The 15919-nt window shown below is 70.2% G+C and carries 16 protein-coding genes and 1 pseudogene; 7 read left to right on the top strand and 10 right to left on the bottom strand.

Translation table 11 applies throughout. The features are described 5' to 3' along the window. Positions 1-31: 31 nt before the first annotated feature. Both pheA and I6N91_RS06750 read right to left on the bottom strand, forming a co-directional pair. On the bottom strand, positions 32-955 hold the full coding sequence (pheA, locus tag I6N91_RS06755; protein WP_198812035.1) for a prephenate dehydratase: 924 nt from the start codon (positions 953-955) through the stop codon (positions 32-34). Between the two features lie 29 nt (positions 956-984). Continuing rightward, on the bottom strand, positions 985-1311 hold the full coding sequence (locus I6N91_RS06750) for a rhodanese-like domain-containing protein (protein WP_198811851.1): 327 nt from the start codon (positions 1309-1311) through the stop codon (positions 985-987). Positions 1312-1454: 143 nt separating this feature from the next. On the opposite strand from I6N91_RS06750, the gene I6N91_RS06745 reads away from it, so the two are divergent. After that, positions 1455-2840, top strand: a complete 1386-nt coding sequence (locus I6N91_RS06745) for an amidase (RefSeq protein ID WP_198811850.1) — start codon at positions 1455-1457, stop codon at positions 2838-2840. A gap of 20 nt (positions 2841-2860) precedes the next feature. Here the strand turns inward: I6N91_RS06745 and I6N91_RS06740 are convergent, their stop codons facing one another. After that, entirely contained in the window at positions 2861-3028 is a 168-nt protein-coding gene (locus I6N91_RS06740) for a hypothetical protein (RefSeq protein WP_198811849.1), read from the bottom strand. A gap of 71 nt (positions 3029-3099) precedes the next feature. Then, the gene (locus tag I6N91_RS06735) at positions 3100-3651 is read right to left on the bottom strand and encodes a DUF4190 domain-containing protein (protein WP_198811848.1); all 552 of its coding nucleotides are present in this window, start codon (positions 3649-3651) and stop codon (positions 3100-3102) included. Positions 3652-3849: 198 nt separating this feature from the next. On the opposite strand from I6N91_RS06735, the gene pgm reads away from it, so the two are divergent. Then, complete coding sequence (gene pgm, locus I6N91_RS06730; protein WP_198811847.1) at positions 3850-5484, top strand: phosphoglucomutase (alpha-D-glucose-1,6-bisphosphate-dependent); 1635 nt, start codon at positions 3850-3852, stop codon at positions 5482-5484. A gap of 97 nt (positions 5485-5581) precedes the next feature. Here the strand turns inward: pgm and I6N91_RS06725 are convergent, their stop codons facing one another. Both I6N91_RS06725 and I6N91_RS06720 read right to left on the bottom strand, forming a co-directional pair. Continuing rightward, positions 5582-6970: an aldehyde dehydrogenase family protein gene (locus tag I6N91_RS06725; RefSeq protein WP_198811846.1), complete on the bottom strand. Its 1389-nt coding sequence runs from the start codon at positions 6968-6970 to the stop codon at positions 5582-5584. Continuing rightward, on the bottom strand, positions 6967-7947 hold the full coding sequence (locus tag I6N91_RS06720) for an SDR family NAD(P)-dependent oxidoreductase (RefSeq protein ID WP_198811845.1): 981 nt from the start codon (positions 7945-7947) through the stop codon (positions 6967-6969). The genes I6N91_RS06725 and I6N91_RS06720 overlap by 4 nt, the downstream gene beginning before the upstream one ends. 102 nt (positions 7948-8049) lie before the next feature. Here I6N91_RS06720 and I6N91_RS06715 point away from each other — a divergent pair, with 102 nt between their 5' ends. Further along, positions 8050-9378 (top strand): uracil-xanthine permease family protein, encoded by a 1329-nt coding sequence (locus I6N91_RS06715; protein ID WP_198811844.1) that lies wholly within the window; start codon positions 8050-8052, stop codon positions 9376-9378. Between the two features lie 55 nt (positions 9379-9433). Then, entirely contained in the window at positions 9434-10606 is a 1173-nt protein-coding gene (locus I6N91_RS06710) for an acyl-CoA dehydrogenase family protein (protein ID WP_198811843.1), read from the top strand. A 45-nt stretch (positions 10607-10651) separates the two neighbouring features. Here I6N91_RS06710 and I6N91_RS06705 read toward each other — a convergent pair whose 3' ends face one another. Next, complete coding sequence (locus I6N91_RS06705) at positions 10652-11686, bottom strand: PHP domain-containing protein (RefSeq protein WP_198811842.1); 1035 nt, start codon at positions 11684-11686, stop codon at positions 10652-10654. A 229-nt stretch (positions 11687-11915) separates the two neighbouring features. Here I6N91_RS06705 and I6N91_RS06700 point away from each other — a divergent pair, with 229 nt between their 5' ends. The 3 genes from I6N91_RS06700 to I6N91_RS06690 are packed head-to-tail and all read left to right on the top strand — an operon-like array spanning position 11916 to position 14413. Further along, positions 11916-12335, top strand: a complete 420-nt coding sequence (locus I6N91_RS06700; RefSeq protein ID WP_198811841.1) for a nuclear transport factor 2 family protein — start codon at positions 11916-11918, stop codon at positions 12333-12335. Between the two features lie 4 nt (positions 12336-12339). After that, positions 12340-13773: a cytosine permease gene (locus tag I6N91_RS06695; protein ID WP_198811840.1), complete on the top strand. Its 1434-nt coding sequence runs from the start codon at positions 12340-12342 to the stop codon at positions 13771-13773. Next, positions 13760-14413, top strand: a complete 654-nt coding sequence (locus I6N91_RS06690; RefSeq protein ID WP_198811839.1) for a cyclase family protein — start codon at positions 13760-13762, stop codon at positions 14411-14413. The genes I6N91_RS06695 and I6N91_RS06690 overlap by 14 nt, the downstream gene beginning before the upstream one ends. 22 nt (positions 14414-14435) lie before the next feature. On the opposite strand, the gene I6N91_RS06685 is transcribed toward I6N91_RS06690, so the two are convergent. The 3 genes and pseudogenes from I6N91_RS06685 to I6N91_RS17080 all read right to left on the bottom strand — a co-directional run. Further along, positions 14436-15056: a hypothetical protein gene (locus I6N91_RS06685; protein WP_198811838.1), complete on the bottom strand. Its 621-nt coding sequence runs from the start codon at positions 15054-15056 to the stop codon at positions 14436-14438. Positions 15057-15090: 34 nt separating this feature from the next. After that, entirely contained in the window at positions 15091-15381 is a 291-nt protein-coding gene (locus I6N91_RS06680) for a hypothetical protein (RefSeq protein ID WP_198811837.1), read from the bottom strand. A 52-nt stretch (positions 15382-15433) separates the two neighbouring features. After that, positions 15434-15919 (bottom strand): annotated as a pseudogene (locus I6N91_RS17080) (hypothetical protein); the annotation flags it as partial.

Below are 15919 nucleotides of genomic sequence, written 5' to 3'. Positions count from 1 at the left end.
TGGTAAGCCTACTGTTCTTTCGATCCGCGCGTCAGGATCCGCCCTGCAGCCCTGCCACCCAGGACTCGGCGGCATCGAATGCGTCGTCGGAGGTCCGCGGCGCGATCGTCGAGGGACGCTTGTCGGCACGGGCATAGGAGCCGAGGAAGCGCAGGTTGGGGCTGATGCGGTGAAGGCCCTTGAGGGCGTCCGCGACCCGTGCGTCGGCGAGGTGGCCGTCGGCGTCGATGCTGAAGAAGTAGTCGCCGAGGAACTGTCCGGTGGGCCGGGACTCGATCCGGCTGAGGTTGACCCCGCGCGCGGCGAACTGGTCAAGGATCTCCATCAGCGCCCCGGGGTGGTCCTCGGGGAGGGGGATCACCAGGGAGGTCTTGTCGGCGCCGGTGGGCGGGGGCAGCACCGTGGGCTGGGTGACGAGGATGAAGCGGGTCACCGCGTCGGAGACGTCTCCGATGTCCGAAGCCAGCACCGCCAGGCCGAGGCGTTCGGCGAGCAGGGGTGAGCAGATGGCCGCGTCATAGCCGCCCTGCGCGAGGCCGTGCGCCGCGGCCGCCGTCGAGGAGGCCGGAAGGTATTCCGCATTCGGAATATTAGCGTCCACCCAGCCGCGGCACTGGGCCCAGGCATGGCCGTGGGTTGAGATCCGGCGGACGTCGCCGGGCTGGACGCCGGGCCGGGCCGCGAGGACGAACGTGATCGCGACGAGTTCCTCCCTCACGATCCGCAGAGGCTCGCCGACCGCGACGGCGTCGAGGGTGGCACTCACCCCGCCCTCGACCGAGTTCTCGATCGGCACCATGGCGGCATCAACTGCGCCGGACCGGACCTCGGCGAGCGCGGCGCCCACCGTCGCCACCGGCAGGCGGCGGGCCTCCGCCGCTCCCGGGACCTGGAGCAGGGCCGCCTCCGTGAAGGTACCCTCCGGCCCGAGGTAGGCGTACGAGGCGAAGGCCAGGGACGCCGGGGCCTGCCCCGCTCGATTGCTCACAGGACCGTCGGTCCGCTGCCCGACTCGGCAACCATGGGTTTGCCGGCCTCGAGCCAAGCTCCCATTCCGCCGGTGACATTGACCGCGGAGTAGCCGTTGGCCACAAGCCAGGTGGCGGCCCGGTGGGAGCGGCCGCCGGTCCTGCAGATCACGTGGAGGTCCTCGTCCGGATCGAGGTCGTCCAGCCGCGCGGGAAGCTCATCGAGCGGGATGTGGAGGGCACCTTCGACGTGGCCCGCCTCCCACTCGTAGTCCTCGCGTACATCGAGGATCCGGGCGTCCGGGGCAAGGGACTCCACTGAAACATTCTCAAGTTCGCTCACGTGCACTTCCCTTCGCTGCCGGGCGCCTGTGTACCGGGGCCCGGGCCCGCCGCGTTCCGGCGGTGCTCCAAGCCTATAGTGGGAGCGGGCCCGGGTGCCGCCCGGACGAATCCCCGGGACGGTCCTTCCAACGGAAGCGGTGTATGAGCGAGTTATCCAGCCTGTCGGCCCTCACCCTGCGCGATGCCCTGGCCAGCGGCGAGGTGGGGGCCAGGGAGCTGACCGAGCACTACCTGCAGCGGATCGAGGAGAGGAACCCCGCCCTCGGCGCCTTCCTCACCGTCACCGCCGGACAGGCCCTCCGGGAGGCCGATGCCGCCGACGCGCGCCGGGCCGCCGGCGGCCCGCTGCCGGTGCTCCATGGGCTACCGCTGGCACACAAGGACCTGACCGAGGTGGCCGGTGTCCCCACCACCTACGGAACGGCGGCCCTCCCGGCGGCCGTGGCGGAGGAGGACTCTCCGCTGGTGGCGGTCCTGCGGGCCGCCGGGGCGATCAGCCTCGGGAAGACGCAGGTCCCGGAGTTCGGGCTGAGCGCCTACAGCGAGAATCTCATCGGGCCGCCCGCCCGCAATCCCCTTCACCCGGAGCTGAGCCCGGGCGGATCCTCCGGCGGCAGCGCCGCCGCCGTGGCGGCCGGGCTGATCCCCTTCGCTCCCGGGACCGACGGCGGTGGGTCGGTGCGGATCCCGGCCGCCGCCACCGGACTGGTGGGACTCAAACCCAACCGGGGCCGGGTGCCCTCCGGATCCGGGCAGGCCGACCTGGGACAGTTCGTGGTGGCCGGGCCGCTGGCACGCAATGCCGCCGACGCCGCACTCCTCCTTGACGCGCTGGTGGCCGAGCCCGGCTACCGCTCCACCGCGGCCGCCGCCCCTGCGGGCTCGTTCCTCTCCGCGGCCCAGCGCGCCGAAGGCCGCTTCCGGATCGGCGTCAGCACGGTCTCGCCGTTCGAAAGCGCATTTCCCATCACCCTCGACGCCCCGGCCCGCGACGCCCTCGAGGCCGGCATCCGCGCCCTGGGCGCGGCCGGGCACGACGTCGTCGAGGCGCCCCTGACCTACGACCCCCGCTACCACGCGGCCTTCCAGACCGTCTGGACGGCAGCCCTGGCCATCGCCCCGATTGCCGAGGAGGATGAGGCGAAGCTGACCCCGCTGGCGGGGACACTGCGCCAGCGCGCTCGAACCCGTCCGGCGACGGAACTCACCGAAGCGATCGGGATCCTGCGGCAGTTCGAGTACGACACCATCCGCCAGTACGCGGACTATGACATGATCCTCACCCCGGCGCTGGGCATGACTCCGCGCCCGATCGGCTGGTACACCGACGCCGACGCCGACACCGACTACGAGCGGCAATGCCGGTATTCGCCCTTCACCTCGATGGTGAACGTGTGCGGGCTTCCTGCCCTGGTGGTTCCTACCCTGACCACCGCCGAAGGGCTGTCGATGGCCATCCAGCTCATCGGCAGGCCCAGCGCGGAGGCCGACCTCCTGGCGGTATGCGCCCAGCTCGAGGCCTTCTAGCGCCGGGAGTTCCGGCGGTGCTACTCCTGCCCGTCGGGGCCCTTGCCGCCGTCGAATCCGGGAGCGATTTCGACCTCGGGGTCGGGGCCGCCGTAGCCTCCGGCGTCAAGGTTCTCGGTGCCGCCGGCCTTTTCGGCGCCCTCCTCGTCGGGGTCGCCTTCAGGGGTGGAGTTCGTATTGTCAGTCATCGTTCAGCCTTTCGGAGGCGGAAGGCCCGGTCCGGGTCCTTTTTCTCAGCTTACTTATGATCCACCCGACCTCAAGGCCCCGTCGTCACCGAGGCGGCCGCCCCCAGGACCACGAGCAGGATGAAGCCGACGAGGAGCAGCAGCCCTACCAGCAGCATGACGTACCCCATGATGAGCCCGGTCAGGGCCAGCGGCCTGCCGGCCGGCTCACGGCGCAGGGCGAGATGGCCGAACACCACCGCGAGGATCTGCGGCAGGAGCAGCAGGCCGCCGGTGAACACGGCCGCCGCGCCGAGGATCAGTGCGGCGATGCTCATTCCCCGGGGTTCCGCGCCGTAGGGAGCCGGATAGGAGCCATACGGAAGGGTCTCCGGTTGCCGGTAGGACGTCGACCCGAACTCCTGCCCGCCGTGCGGGAAGCCGCGGCCGGGATCCGCTCCGCCGAACGGGTACGGGCGCGTTCCGTGCGGATCCGTCCCCGCGGCATGCGCTCCCGACGGCCCCTCCCCGGCCGGTCCGGCCGCGCCGGAAGCCCCGGGGCCCCGCATGCCGGGATCGGAATACCAGCGCGGATCGTGGGGATCGCTGAATGGGGGGCGCTGCTGGGGGCCGTCGTCGGCCATGGTTCCACCTTGGATCGTGCGGGAGGGTTCGGGTGTCCGGACCCCGGATCTCCTAATGGTCCCCGCCCTGGTGCGCCGACGCAATGGAATCCGTGCCGGACGGGCAAACGGCGCAGCCTCGGCCCCGCCGCGGCGCCGGCCGGTGTGCGGATGAAACCGGCGGCTGTATTTGGCGCAGTTCTTTGACATGCTGTTGCCATGGCTAACCGAGCGGGCACTGTTGCCCTACCCAGCGACCTTGTTGATGTCACGGCCCTGCTTGACGCGTATTTCGACGTCGTTCCGGACCCGTCCGATCCGGCGCAGCGCGTCGCCTTCGGCACCTCGGGCCACCGCGGCTCGTCGTTGAAGGCCTCGTTCAACGAGGCGCACATCGCGGCGATCACGCAGGCGATCGTCGAATACCGGGACCGCGAAGGGGTGACCGGCCCCCTCTTCATGGGCAAGGACACGCACGCGCTGTCCGAGCCGGCGCAGAACACTGCCCTCGAGGTGCTCGCCGCCAATGGCGTCACGGTGAGGATCGACGCCCGCGGCGCCTTCACGCCCACCCCGGCCGTGTCCCACGCCATCCTCGTGTACAACGCCACGCGCACCGACAAGGCCGACGGCATCGTCATCACCCCCTCGCACAATCCGCCGGCCGACGGCGGCTTCAAGTACAACCCGCCGCACGGCGGGCCGGCGGATTCCGATGCCACCAACTGGATCGCGGCCCGCGCCAACGAGCTGATGGAAGGGGGGCTGCGCGAGGTCCGACGGGTTCCCGCCGCGCAGGCCCAGAAGGCCGAGGGCATCGGCACCTACGACTTCCTCCAGCACTACGTCGAGGACCTGCCGGCGGTGCTGAACCTCGACGCGATCCGGGCCTCGGGCCTGTCGATCGGTGCCGACCCCATGGGCGGGGCCTCGGTCGACTACTGGGGTGCCATCGCCGAGAACCACAACCTGAACCTCACGGTGGTCAACCCGGCGGTCGACCCGCAGTTCGGGTTCATGACGCTCGACTGGGACGAAAAGATCCGGATGGACTGCTCCTCCCCCTACGCGATGGCCTCCCTCATCGCCCGGGCCTCCGAGTTCGACATCGCCACGGGCAACGACGCCGACGCCGACCGTCACGGCATCGTCACCCCCGACGGGGGCCTGATGAACCCCAACCACTACCTCGCGGTGGCAATTGACTACCTCTACCGCAACAGGCCCTCATGGCGCAGCGATGCTGTCATCGGCAAGACGCTCGTGTCCTCCTCTATCATCGACCGGGTGGCCGCCGACCTCGGCCGGGTGCTCGTCGAGGTGCCGGTCGGCTTCAAGTGGTTCGTTCCGGGGCTGCTGACGGGCGAGGTCGCCTTCGGCGGCGAGGAATCGGCCGGTGCCTCCTTCCTGCGGCAGGACGGCGGGCCCTGGAGCACCGACAAGGACGGAATCCTGCTGGCCCTTCTTGCCTCAGAGATCACCGCCGTGTCCGGGAAGAGTCCCTCCCAGCACTACGCCGCGCTCACCGAGCGGTTCGGTGCGCCGGTCTACGCGCGCATCGACGCCGCCGCGAGCCGCGAGCAGAAGGCGGCGCTGGGCAAGCTCTCGCCGTCGGACGTCACGGCCACGACCCTCGCCGGTGAGGACATCACCGCACGGCTCACCGAGGCCCCCGGCAACGGCGCGCCGGTGGGAGGGCTGAAGGTCACCACCGAAAACGCCTGGTTCGCGGCCCGCCCGTCGGGAACCGAGGACGTCTATAAGATCTACGCCGAGTCCTTCCGCGGCGAGGAGCACCTGTCGCAGGTGCAGGCGGAGGCCAAGGCGCTCGTCGACGGCGTCATCGGCGCCTGACCTACTCCGGCGAAACTGCAGCTCACCACGCTTTCCGGACCTCAAAGGGTGGTGAGCTGCACACTCACGGGTGGTCTCCCGGCGTGCACCTGCCGCGTTAGATCAGCCGGCGCAGCAGCAGGCGCTTCAGCGGGCCGAACGGCGGGTACGCGACCCGGAGCGTATCGGGGCGGGTGTCCTTGGTGAACACCGGCCGGTGCTGGCTGAAGGTGTCGAAGCCCTGCTGGCCGTGGTAGCTGCCGGAGCCGCTGGCACCCACGCCGCCGAAGGGCAGCCCCGGCACGGCGAGCTGCACCAGGCAGGCGTTGTGGGTGATCCCGCCGGCCCGGACCGCGTTCTCGAAGGCGGTGCGCCGCTCGGGGCTGTTGCTGAACAGGTACGCCGCCAGCGGCGTCGGGCGGGCCGTGATGAACCGGACGGCGGAGGTGAGGTCCGGCACCGTCAGCACGGGCAGGAGGGGACCGAAGATCTCCTCCTGCATGAGCGCCGACTCCGGTGACACCCCGGTCAGCAGGGTCGGCTCAAGGTACCGGGTAGCGCGGTCGTGCCGTCCACCGGCGGCCACCGTACCGTCCCGCAGGAGCGCGGTGAGCCGGTCGAAGTGCCCGGCGTTGACGATGCGGCCGTAGTCCGCCGAGGTGGAGGGATCGTCGCCGTAGAACTCCTTGAGCGCCCGGCGCAGGGCCTCCACCAGCCCGGGCTGGAGCGCGGGCGTGGTCAGGACATAGTCGGGCGCAACGCAGGTCTGGCCCGCATTGAGGAACTTCCCCTGGACCAGCCGTCGGGCCGCGGAGTCGAGGTCGCCGTCCATCACTACGGCCGGCGACTTTCCCCCAAGTTCAAGGGTCACCGGGGTGAGGTTCCGGGCGGCGGCCTCGGCCACGATCCGCCCCACCCGCTCTCCCCCGGTGAAGAAGATGGCGTCAAACCGCTGCTCGAGCAGCTCCGTTGTGACCTCGGGGCCCCCTTCGACCACGGCGACGGCGTCCGGGTCGAGGTACTGCGGCACCAGGCGCGCCAGCACCTTCGAAGTGGCCGGCGCCAGCTCGCTCGGCTTGAGCACCGCGCAGTTCCCGGCGGCGAGCGCGCCGACGAGCGGGGCGAGGACGAGCTGCGCCGGGTAGTTCCACGGAGCGATGATCAGGGCCACGCCCAGCGGCTGGGCGGTCACGCTGGCGGAGGCCGGACGCAGCCCGATCGGCACCGGAACCCGCACCGGGGCGGCCCAGGCCGGCAGGTGCCTCACGGCGTGCTTCGCCTCGGCGCGGACCACGGCCAGCTCGGAGATGAAGCTTTCGGTCGGACTCTTGCCCAGGTCGACGGCAAGCGCAGTGGTGAAGTCCTCGGCCCGTTCGGCGAGCATCCGCATCAGGGCGCGCAGCTGCTGTCGGCGCCACACCAGCGGGCGCGTGGTGCCCGCCTCGAAGGTGCCGCGCAGCCGCCCGACGGCGGTCCCGGCGGTCACTCGAACGGTCCCGGCGGTCATCGGGACGCCTCCGCCGCGGCGGAGGTTCCGGCGGGAGCCCCGGCGGGTGGTGGGGTTTGTGGGCGTCCGGTGAAGGTGTCCATTGAGCGGTACACGCCGAAGAGCCGCCCGGCCACGAGGTCCCACGCGGGCTGGGGCAGCACCCCGCGCAGCGCGCTGCCCAGCGCCACGGTCCACGGCAGCTGGAGGCGGGCACGGCCCTCGAGCATGGCCTGCCACGCCCGGTCCACCACCGCGCCGGGCTCGAGCAGCGGAGTGAGCAGTGGGGCGCTCACCCCGGCGAACATGGGGGTGCGGATGTAGCTGGGAATCAGGGTGGTGACCCGGATTCCGGAGTGCCCGGCCGCGAGGAGTTCGAGGCGCAGTGAGTCGCTCCAGCCGATCACCGCCCATTTCGAGGCGGTGTAGACGCTCATCCGCGGCACCGAGAGTGTTCCCGAGGCGGAGGCCACATTGAGGACCCGCGCCGGGGTGCCGCGCTCGATCATGGCCGGCAGGAATTCGCGGGTGATGTGCATCGGCGCGAGGGCGTTGACCTGGAGGGTGCGGGCGATGTCCGCCTCCTGGCGGTGCTCCCAGAAGTAGCTGCCCGTCACGATGCCGGCGTTGTTGATCAGAACGTCGGGTGCGCCGGCGTCGGCGAGGACCTCCGCCGCGGCGGCGCGCACCTGTTCCAGTGAGGAGATGTCCACGGAGTAGGCGGAAACCGCGGTGCCGGATCCGGCCAGCGCAGCGGCCGTCGCCGCAAGGGCCACCGCGTCAACATCCCACAGCACGACGGCGGCGGCGCCCTCACGCACGGCCCGTTCGGCATAGAGCCGGCCCATCCCCATGGCGGCCCCGGTCACCAGCACCGTGCGGCCGCGGGCCGTGAAGGCCGTGTTGTCCGCTGCCGTCCGGCGGGGCGCCCCCGGCACCCCGGTGCCGAAGTGCCCTACCCCAAGTCGCAGGGCCCGGGCCCGGCTGCTCAACCCCATTGGTTTATGTCCTCCTGCAATCGTCAGGACTGCAACGTAACACGGTGCCAACCGCCGGGAGATAGGATTTCCCCAGACTCCCCCTCCCTGGAAGGCACCGCCATGAGCGCGCTTGGAACCGGCTGGACCCTGCACGGCGACGGCAAGAACGTCACCCCGGGCGCCTACGTGGCCCCCGATGAGCGCCTGAGCTGGCCGCGCACCATCGGCATCGGGGCCCAGCACGTCGTCGCTATGTTCGGCGCGACCTTCCTGGTGCCCCTGATCACCGGCTTCCCGCCGTCGACCACGCTGCTTTTCTCGGGCATCGGCACGATCCTGTTCCTGGTCATCACCGCAGGACGGGTGCCCAGCTACCTCGGCTCGAGCTTCGCCTTCATTGCCCCAATCGCCGCGGCCCAGGCCCAGCACGGGCCCGCCGGAGCGCTCGGAGGCATCGTGATGGCCGGCGCCCTGCTCGCGGTCATCGGCTTCATCGTCCACCGTGCCGGCTCGCGCTGGATCCAGGCCGTGATGCCCCCGGTCGTCACCGGTTCCATCGTCGCCCTGATCGGGCTCAACCTCGCCCCGACGGCGAAGAACAGCGTCGAGCAGGGGCCGGTGACGGCGGTCGTGACGATCCTCGCCATCCTGCTGGTCACCGTGCTGTTCCGGGGCATCCTGGGGCGCCTGTCCATCCTGATCGGCGTGCTCGCCGGCTACCTCGTGGCGATGCTGCGCGGAGAGGTCGACTTCGCCGCGATCGGCGACGCCGCCTGGATCGGGCTGCCCGAGTTCTCGGCGCCCACCTTCCACCTCTCCGTCGTCGGCCTGTTCCTTCCAGTGGTGCTGGTCCTGGTCGCCGAGAACATCGGCCACGTGAAGTCGGTGGCCGCCATGACCGGGCGGGACCTCGACCCGGTGACCGGGCGGGCCCTGATGGCCGACGGCGTCGCGACCATGATCGCCGGCGCCGGCGGCGGCTCCGGCACCACGACCTACGCGGAGAACATCGGAGTGATGGCCGCCTCGCGCGTCTACTCGACGGCGGCGTACTGGGTGGCCGGTATCGTCGCCGTGCTGCTGAGCCTCTTCCCCAAGTTCGGGGCGCTCATCGCCACCGTCCCCCCGGGCGTCCTCGGCGGGGCCGGGGTGGTGCTGTACGGCATGATCGGGATCCTCGGCGTGCGGATCTGGGTCTCCAACCAGGTCAACTTCTCCAACCCCATCAACCTCTCCACCGCCGGCGTTGCGCTCGTGATCGGCATCGCCGACTTCACCTGGACGGTGGGGGACCTGACCTTCGCGGGCATCGCGCTCGGCACCGCCGCCGCCCTCCTGATCTTCCACGGCATGACCGCCATCGCCCGGGTGCGCGGCAGCGAGCACGTTGCGGGACCTGGTGAGCCCGAGGCCGCCGACACCGGAACCAAGCCTTCGAAACTGGGCTGAGCCGCACGCCCCCGCCCTCCGGCACCCGTTCAGGGGCACTGCGTACAGTAAGGGAATGACCCCGGAGACCCCCGATCCCACCGACCTTCTCGGCATCGACTCCCTCCTCTCCGCCGAGGAGGTGGCGCTGCGGGGCAGGGTCCGCGCCTTCGTCGACGCGGAGATCCGGCCGAGCATCGCCCGGTGGTACGACACCGGGGAGTTTCCACTCGACATCGTTGCGCCGATGGCAGAACTCGGGCTGCTCGGCATGCACATCGAGGGCTACGGCTGTGCGGGACGCAGCGCCGTCGAGTACGGACTGGCGGCCCTCGAGGTCGAGGCCGGCGACTCGGGCCTGCGCACCTTCCTCAGCGTCCAGGGTTCCCTGGCCATGGGCGCCATCGCCCGGCACGGCTCCGAGGAGCAGAAGAACCAGTGGCTTCCCCGCATGGCCGCAGGCAGCGTGATCGGCTGCTTCGCGCTGACCGAACCCGGCGGCGGATCCGACCCGGCGAGCATGCTGACCAACGCCCGCCGGGACGGCGGCGACTGGGTGCTCAACGGAACCAAGCGCTGGATCGGACTGGCGAGCATCGCGCAGGTGGCCGTGGTGTGGGCGCAGACCGACGACGGCATCCGCGGCTTCCTCGTGCCCACCGACACCCCGGGATTCCGGGCCACCGAGATTCCCCAGAAGCTCTCAATGCGCGCCTCCATCCAGTGCGACGTCGAACTGACGGACGTCCGGCTCCCGGCCGAGGCACTGCTGCCCGCCGCCCGGGGACTCCGGGGCCCGTTCGAATGCCTCAACGACGCGCGGTACGGCATCGCATGGGGCGCCATGGGGGCGGCGCGCGACAGCTACCTGGCGGCGCTCAACTACTCCCGGAAGCGGATGCAGTTCGGCAAGCCGCTGGCCGCCTACCAGCTCACCCAGGAGAAGCTCGTGAACATGGCCCTTGAGCTCACCAAGGGAACCCTGCTGGCGCTGCAGCTCGGGCGGCTTCACGACGCCGGAGCCCTGAAGCCGCACCAGATCTCGGTGGGAAAGCTCAACAATGTCCGGGAGGCCCTCGCCATCGCCCGGGAGGCCCGCGCCATCCTCGGCGGCAACGGCATCACGCTCGACCATTCACCGCTGCGCCACGCCAACAACCTCGAAAGCGTCCGCACCTACGAGGGCACCGACGAGGTCCACACCCTGATCCTGGGCCAGCACCTCACCGGCATTCCGGCCTTCCGGTAGGCAGGCACCGCTTCCGTCCGACAGGCCGGCCTGCCGGACGGCGGATCAGCCTCCTGGCGCCGCCGTGCCCTTTCCGGCCCACTCCAGCAGCCGTTCAAGGGGCCAGGTGGTAACGATCCGCTCTGCGGGCACGCCGTTTCGTTCGGCCCGCTCCGCCCCGTACTGAAGGTAGTCGAGCTGGCCGGGTGCATGGGCGTCGCTGTCGATGCTGAAGAGGCATCCCGCGTCGAGCGCGAGCCGGATGAGCCGGTCCGGCGGGTCCTGGCGTTCAAGCCGGGAATTGATCTCCACGGCCACGTCGTTCTCGGCGCAGGCGGCGAAGATCCGCGCCGCGTCGAACTCCGATTCGGGACGGGTGCCCCTCGAGCCCTGCACGAGGCGCCCGGTGCAGTGGCCGAGGACGTTCGTCTGCGGGTTCGCGATTGCCCCGAGCATCCGCCGGGTCATGGAGCCGCGGTCGGAGCGGAGCTTGGAGTGCACGCTCGCCACCACAATGTCGAGCCCCTCAAGCACCTCCGGCGCCTGGTCGAGGCCGCCGTCTTCAAGGATGTCGACCTCGATGCCGGTGAGCAGGCGGAACCCGTCGCTGCCGTCATTGATCGCCGCCACGACGTCGAGCTGGTTTGTAAGCCGCTCGGTGCTCAGCCCGTTCGCGATGGTGAGGCCCGGCGAGTGGTCCGTCAGGGCGAGGTATTGCCGGCCGAGCAGTCGGGCCGCCGCAACCATCTCCTCGATCGGTGATCCGCCGTCGGACCATTCGCTGTGGCTGTGCAGGTCGCCGCGCAGGGCCGCGCTGATGTCCGCGCCGCCCTCGGCGAGCGGCCGGGCGCCGCGCTCACGCAGGCCCGCCAGATAGCTGGGAACGCCACCCTCGACGGCCTCCCGGATCACCTCGAAGGTCCGCTCCCCGATCCCCTTCGTCCGCTTCAGGCGTCCACTGCGGATGCGTTCGGCCAGCTCGTCCCGGCCGAGCCCGGCGACGACCGCGGCCGCTTTGCGGAAGGCCTGAACCTTGAAGGAGGGAGCGGATTCCCGCTCAAGCCAGAAAGCAATCTCGTTGAGCGCGTCGGTGGCATCCATGGCAACATCCTGCACCACTCCACCGGGCGCGGTCTGCCGCTTGGCGGGTGTAACCCCTGCCGCCTAGGCAGGGCGCGGGCCGGATCGTTGCACTGAGGTTCCTTCCCATTCAGGATTGGAAAAAACCCGTTGACACTGTAACGGGGATCACGCATCATCATGTAAACAATTGTTTACCGCGGAGCAACCAAGCTGGGGACTGGGGTGCGCTGCCTTCCCAGGGATGGCTATGGAACAGGTAACCCTCGACGAGATTGAACGCGCAGCGGAGCGGCTCGTCGACGCTTTCGCCGCAACCGACACCGCCCGTTATTTTGCAGCCTTCGCCGAGGATGCGACCTTCGTCTTCCACACCGAGGCCAACCGGCTTGAGAGCCGCGCCGCCTACGAATCGCTGTGGAACAGCTGGATCGAGGACGGCTGGCGGGTGGTCTCGTGCACCAGCAGCAATCCGCGCATCCAGCTTCTCGGTCCGACCGCCGTCTTCACCCACGACGTCGAGACCATCACCCGGACGGGGGACGGACCCGGGGAGACCACCCGCGAACGCGAGACCATCGTCTTCCACCGTTCCGGCGGATCCGTCACGGCCGTCCATGAGCATCTTTCCCCCTCCCCCGCCGACTCAGCCCTTCCGGAAACGAGCTAGCCCCATGGCGACCGAGCAGCCCACCCAGCCCAGGACCTCCGCGTACACCCGGCTGTCGAACCACCTCGAGAAGAACTCCGAGGGTTACGGCCCGCTCCGGGGCACCCTCGGCACCGGCCGCATCGGGATGATCTGGCTTGCCGCCAACCTGGTGGTGACGACCCTGCTGACCGGGACGCTCTTCGTCCCCGGCGTGAGCTGGCCCTTGGCCATCGGCATGATCCTGCTCGGAACGCTCATCGGCGGAGCGGTCCTGGTGCTGATCGGCAACATGGGAACCCGGACCGGGCTGCCCACCATGTCCCTCACCAAGGGCTCGTTCGGGCTCCGCGGGTCTTTCCTGCCGGTGGCCGCGAACGTCGTCATCCTGATGGGCTGGAGCTGGGTCCAGGCGATGCTTGCCGGAGTGACGGTGAACTTCCTCGTGGAGCAGGCCACCGGATTCTCCAACCCCGTCCTGTTCTCAGTGCTCTGCCAGCTCCTCGTGGTGTGCCTCGCGATCTTCGGCCACGCGGGCATCGCCCGGGTCGAACCGTGGCTGGCGCTGGTGATCCTCGCCTTCATGGGCTTCATCTTCGTCTCCGCCTTCACCACCTTCACGCCGTCCGACTTTGTGACCACCCCGGTTGACCCGGAGGCCGGCTGGACGGGGGTCTCGGTACTCGACGTGGTGATCGCAACGGCGATCTCCTGGACGGTGCTCTCGGCGGAGTTCAACCGCCTGGCGAAGTCCTCGACGGCGGGAATCGTTGGCTCAGCGATCGGCTACACCCTTTCCACCGTCCTCGCCATGACGCTGGGGGCCACGGCGATCGCCTACGTCGTCCTCAACGGCGGCGAAGCGGTGCCGTTCGACCCCACAGTCATCGTCGCGGCCTTCGGGGCCCCGCTGGCCATCGTCATCTTCCTCTCGGTCATGGCCACCAACACCATGGTCGTCTACGGCATGGTGTCCTCCGTCGTGAACATGGCGCCATCGCGCCGGGTCACCTTCCTGCCCACCGCCCTGGTGCTTGGCGTGATCTCGATCCTCGGCTCCACCTGGCTGGCGCTGCTGAACCAGTTCACCTCCTTCCTGGTGCTGATCAGCTCACTCTTCATCCCGGTGTTCGCGGTGATGATCGTTGATTACTACATCGTGCGCCGGCGCCACTACGGGACGGACATCCTCCGCGCCAACGGGGGCGCCTACTGGTTCTTCAAGGGAGTCAATATCGCCGCCGTCGTCGTCTGGGCAGTCGGCGCGGCGGTGTCCCTGATCCTCACCTACTCCCTGTCGAGCCCCATCGGCGCCACCATCCCGACCTTCGTTCTCTCCGCCCTGCTGTACCTGGGCTGGGCGGCGGCCGCCGGCCGGTTGGAGCGGGGAACTCCCATCGATAAGCACCTCCTCGACCTGGCCCCGTCCCAGGAGCAGGAGCCCCGTGCGGATCGTTGATCTCTCGCAGCCCGTGGTCACGGGGATGCAGGTATATCCGGGCGATCCGGAGGTCACCCTGACTCCGGTGGCCACGCTGGCCGAGGACGGCTTCCAGGTCGCCAGCGTGCACGCCGGCACCCACACCGGCACCCACATCGACGCGCCGCTCCACTCCATCGCCGGCGGCGCCCCGGTTGACCGGATCGCGCTGGAACGGCTGGTGGGCACCGCGAGGATCGTGAGGTGCCCAGGCCTCGAACCCCACCAGCACCTGCGGTGGGCCGACGTCGAGGACGGGCTCCGGGAGCTGCAAGCCGGCTCCATCGTGCTCGTCGAGACCGGGTGGTCGAAACACTTCGGCACCGAGGACTACCTCGCGCACCCGGTCCTCTCCTCCGAGATCGCCGAAGCCCTGCTGGCCGCCGGAGCCTCGGTGGTCGGCGTGGATACGCTCAATCCGGATTCGACCCTCTCCAACGGCGGGCAGCTTCCGTTCCACGCGGCCTTCCTGGGCGCCGGCGGGGTGATCATCGAAAACCTCACAAACCTCGCGGCCGTCACCTGGGAGGATCCGCTGGTCTCGGTCCTGCCCCTGGCGCTGGCAGGCATGGACGGGTCGCCGGTGCGCGCGGTGGCTCTGGACCTGGCCGGACGCTGAGGCCCGGCCCGGCCCGGAGGAATCAGGCCGGGAGGAAGCGGAAGGTCCCGGCGATGGCGTCGAAGAGGTCGAGCACCTCTTCCTGCAGGGCGAGGTTTGGGGACAGACCGGTGACCAGGATGAACTCGTCGCCCGTTCCCGGGACCGGAACGAAGGTGTGGGAGACCAGGACGCGCACGCGCTGGGCTTCGGTCGCCTGAACCTCCTCCTGCCCGCAGACGCGGGTCGCCACCGTCCCGTCCGCCAGCCGGACAGCGGTGACCGTGCGCGGCGGGAGGTCGGCCGCGTCCCCCGTGCCGCGTCCGCCGCCGAGCGCCGCCGACATCGCGGGGGTGGTGAAGGTGGCGGGATCAGGCGCCGTGACCGCGAACAGCATCACCTGCCCGACGAAGAAGCCGTCGTCGTACACCGTCGCCGTGCCGGCGCCCCACAGCGCCCCGGCTTTCCGCGCGGCAGCCGTGACCCGCTTGGCATGGATGAAAAGCTCGTCGACCTGGAGTCGCTCCTGCGCCGAACCCGCACCGGCCATCGCCTCCCGCCTCGCGGTCACCAGCTGCTCGTGGGCTACGTCGAAGGTGGCCCAGTGCTCCGGAACGGCGACGGCGAAGCGGCCGGGGCGGGTGCGCAGATCAAAGCTTGGCATTAGGTCAACTTCCGCATCGTGGTGTTGGGGTTCGTCATTTCTTTTCCTGGTCGAGTGCCTGGGCGACGTGGTTGTCGGTGTCCACGAAGGCCCCGGTGACCTCCCGGATCTTGTCCCGGATCTTCTTGCCCTCATCGATCAGCTGTTTCCGGCCGTCCGACCACCGGCGGTCGAACGTCCGTGCCGCGCCCATCACGTCGGGGGCGTTGCCCAGCATCTGTTCAAGGTCGAGTTCCCGGGTGCCGTTCTCCAGGAGGGACAGAACGTTGTCGAGGTCCCTGGCCGCGCCCTCAAGCTCTTCCAGGGGGACCGTGATGTGTGTCATTTGGATTTCTCTTTCGTGGGTCGGGTGTCGGGCCCGGCGGGGTGGAGGCTGGTCATCGCCCAACCCGTCCGAAGCCGCCTGAACCCTTGGTGATGGGCTCGGTCCGGTTGGTCGGGCTTCCGGCGGCGAGGCCGGCCTGGCCGCCGGTGGCTTCCTGGCCCACCAGCTGCCCGCCGTGCACCTCGGAGTTCTGGGCCTCGGTGACGAGGACCTTGGTTCCGCCGTCGGCGCCGACCGAGACGCCGATGACGGTGCTGTTGGCCGCCTTGTCCACGGTGGTCGCCCCGGCGGCCGGGTTCGCGGTCGCTGCAGGGGCAGGGGCAGGGGCAGGGGCAGGGGCGGGGGCCGGAGCAGGGGCAGGTGCGGGCGCCGGAGCAGGCGCCGGCGAGGCAGGACGCGACGGACCCGGGCTGCCGGTCACGGGAGTCGACGGCGCTGTCTCAAACTCCGACTGCGTGGAGGGCGCCGGCGAGGCAGGACGCGACGGACCCGGGCTGCCGGTCACGGGAGTCGACGGCGCTGTCTCAAACTCCGACTG

The sequence above is a fragment of the Arthrobacter sp. MSA 4-2 genome (assembly GCF_016405885.1).
Lineage (GTDB): Bacteria > Actinomycetota > Actinomycetes > Actinomycetales > Micrococcaceae > Arthrobacter_D.
This window is presented reverse-complemented; position numbering and strand designations above follow the sequence as displayed.

What these genes read in the sequence shown, in the direction of transcription:
- I6N91_RS06715 (WP_198811844.1), top strand. Translation starts at nt 8,050, where the DNA reads ATGAGCGCGCTTGGAACCGGCTGGACCCTGCACGGCGACGGCAAGAAC.
- pgm (WP_198811847.1), top strand. Translation starts at nt 3,850, where the DNA reads ATGGCTAACCGAGCGGGCACTGTTGCCCTACCCAGCGACCTTGTTGAT.
- I6N91_RS06735 (WP_198811848.1), bottom strand. Translation starts at nt 3,651, where the DNA reads ATGGCCGACGACGGCCCCCAGCAGCGCCCCCCATTCAGCGATCCCCAC.
- I6N91_RS06700 (WP_198811841.1), top strand. Translation starts at nt 11,916, where the DNA reads ATGGAACAGGTAACCCTCGACGAGATTGAACGCGCAGCGGAGCGGCTC.
- I6N91_RS06720 (WP_198811845.1), bottom strand. Translation starts at nt 7,947, where the DNA reads ATGGGGTTGAGCAGCCGGGCCCGGGCCCTGCGACTTGGGGTAGGGCAC.
- I6N91_RS06685 (WP_198811838.1), bottom strand. Translation starts at nt 15,056, where the DNA reads ATGCCAAGCTTTGATCTGCGCACCCGCCCCGGCCGCTTCGCCGTCGCC.
- I6N91_RS06710 (WP_198811843.1), top strand. Translation starts at nt 9,434, where the DNA reads ATGACCCCGGAGACCCCCGATCCCACCGACCTTCTCGGCATCGACTCC.
- I6N91_RS06705 (WP_198811842.1), bottom strand. Translation starts at nt 11,686, where the DNA reads ATGGATGCCACCGACGCGCTCAACGAGATTGCTTTCTGGCTTGAGCGG.
- I6N91_RS06745 (WP_198811850.1), top strand. Translation starts at nt 1,455, where the DNA reads ATGAGCGAGTTATCCAGCCTGTCGGCCCTCACCCTGCGCGATGCCCTG.
- I6N91_RS06695 (WP_198811840.1), top strand. Translation starts at nt 12,340, where the DNA reads ATGGCGACCGAGCAGCCCACCCAGCCCAGGACCTCCGCGTACACCCGG.
- I6N91_RS06740 (WP_198811849.1), bottom strand. Translation starts at nt 3,028, where the DNA reads ATGACTGACAATACGAACTCCACCCCTGAAGGCGACCCCGACGAGGAG.
- I6N91_RS06725 (WP_198811846.1), bottom strand. Translation starts at nt 6,970, where the DNA reads ATGACCGCCGGGACCGTTCGAGTGACCGCCGGGACCGCCGTCGGGCGG.
- I6N91_RS06680 (WP_198811837.1), bottom strand. Translation starts at nt 15,381, where the DNA reads ATGACACACATCACGGTCCCCCTGGAAGAGCTTGAGGGCGCGGCCAGG.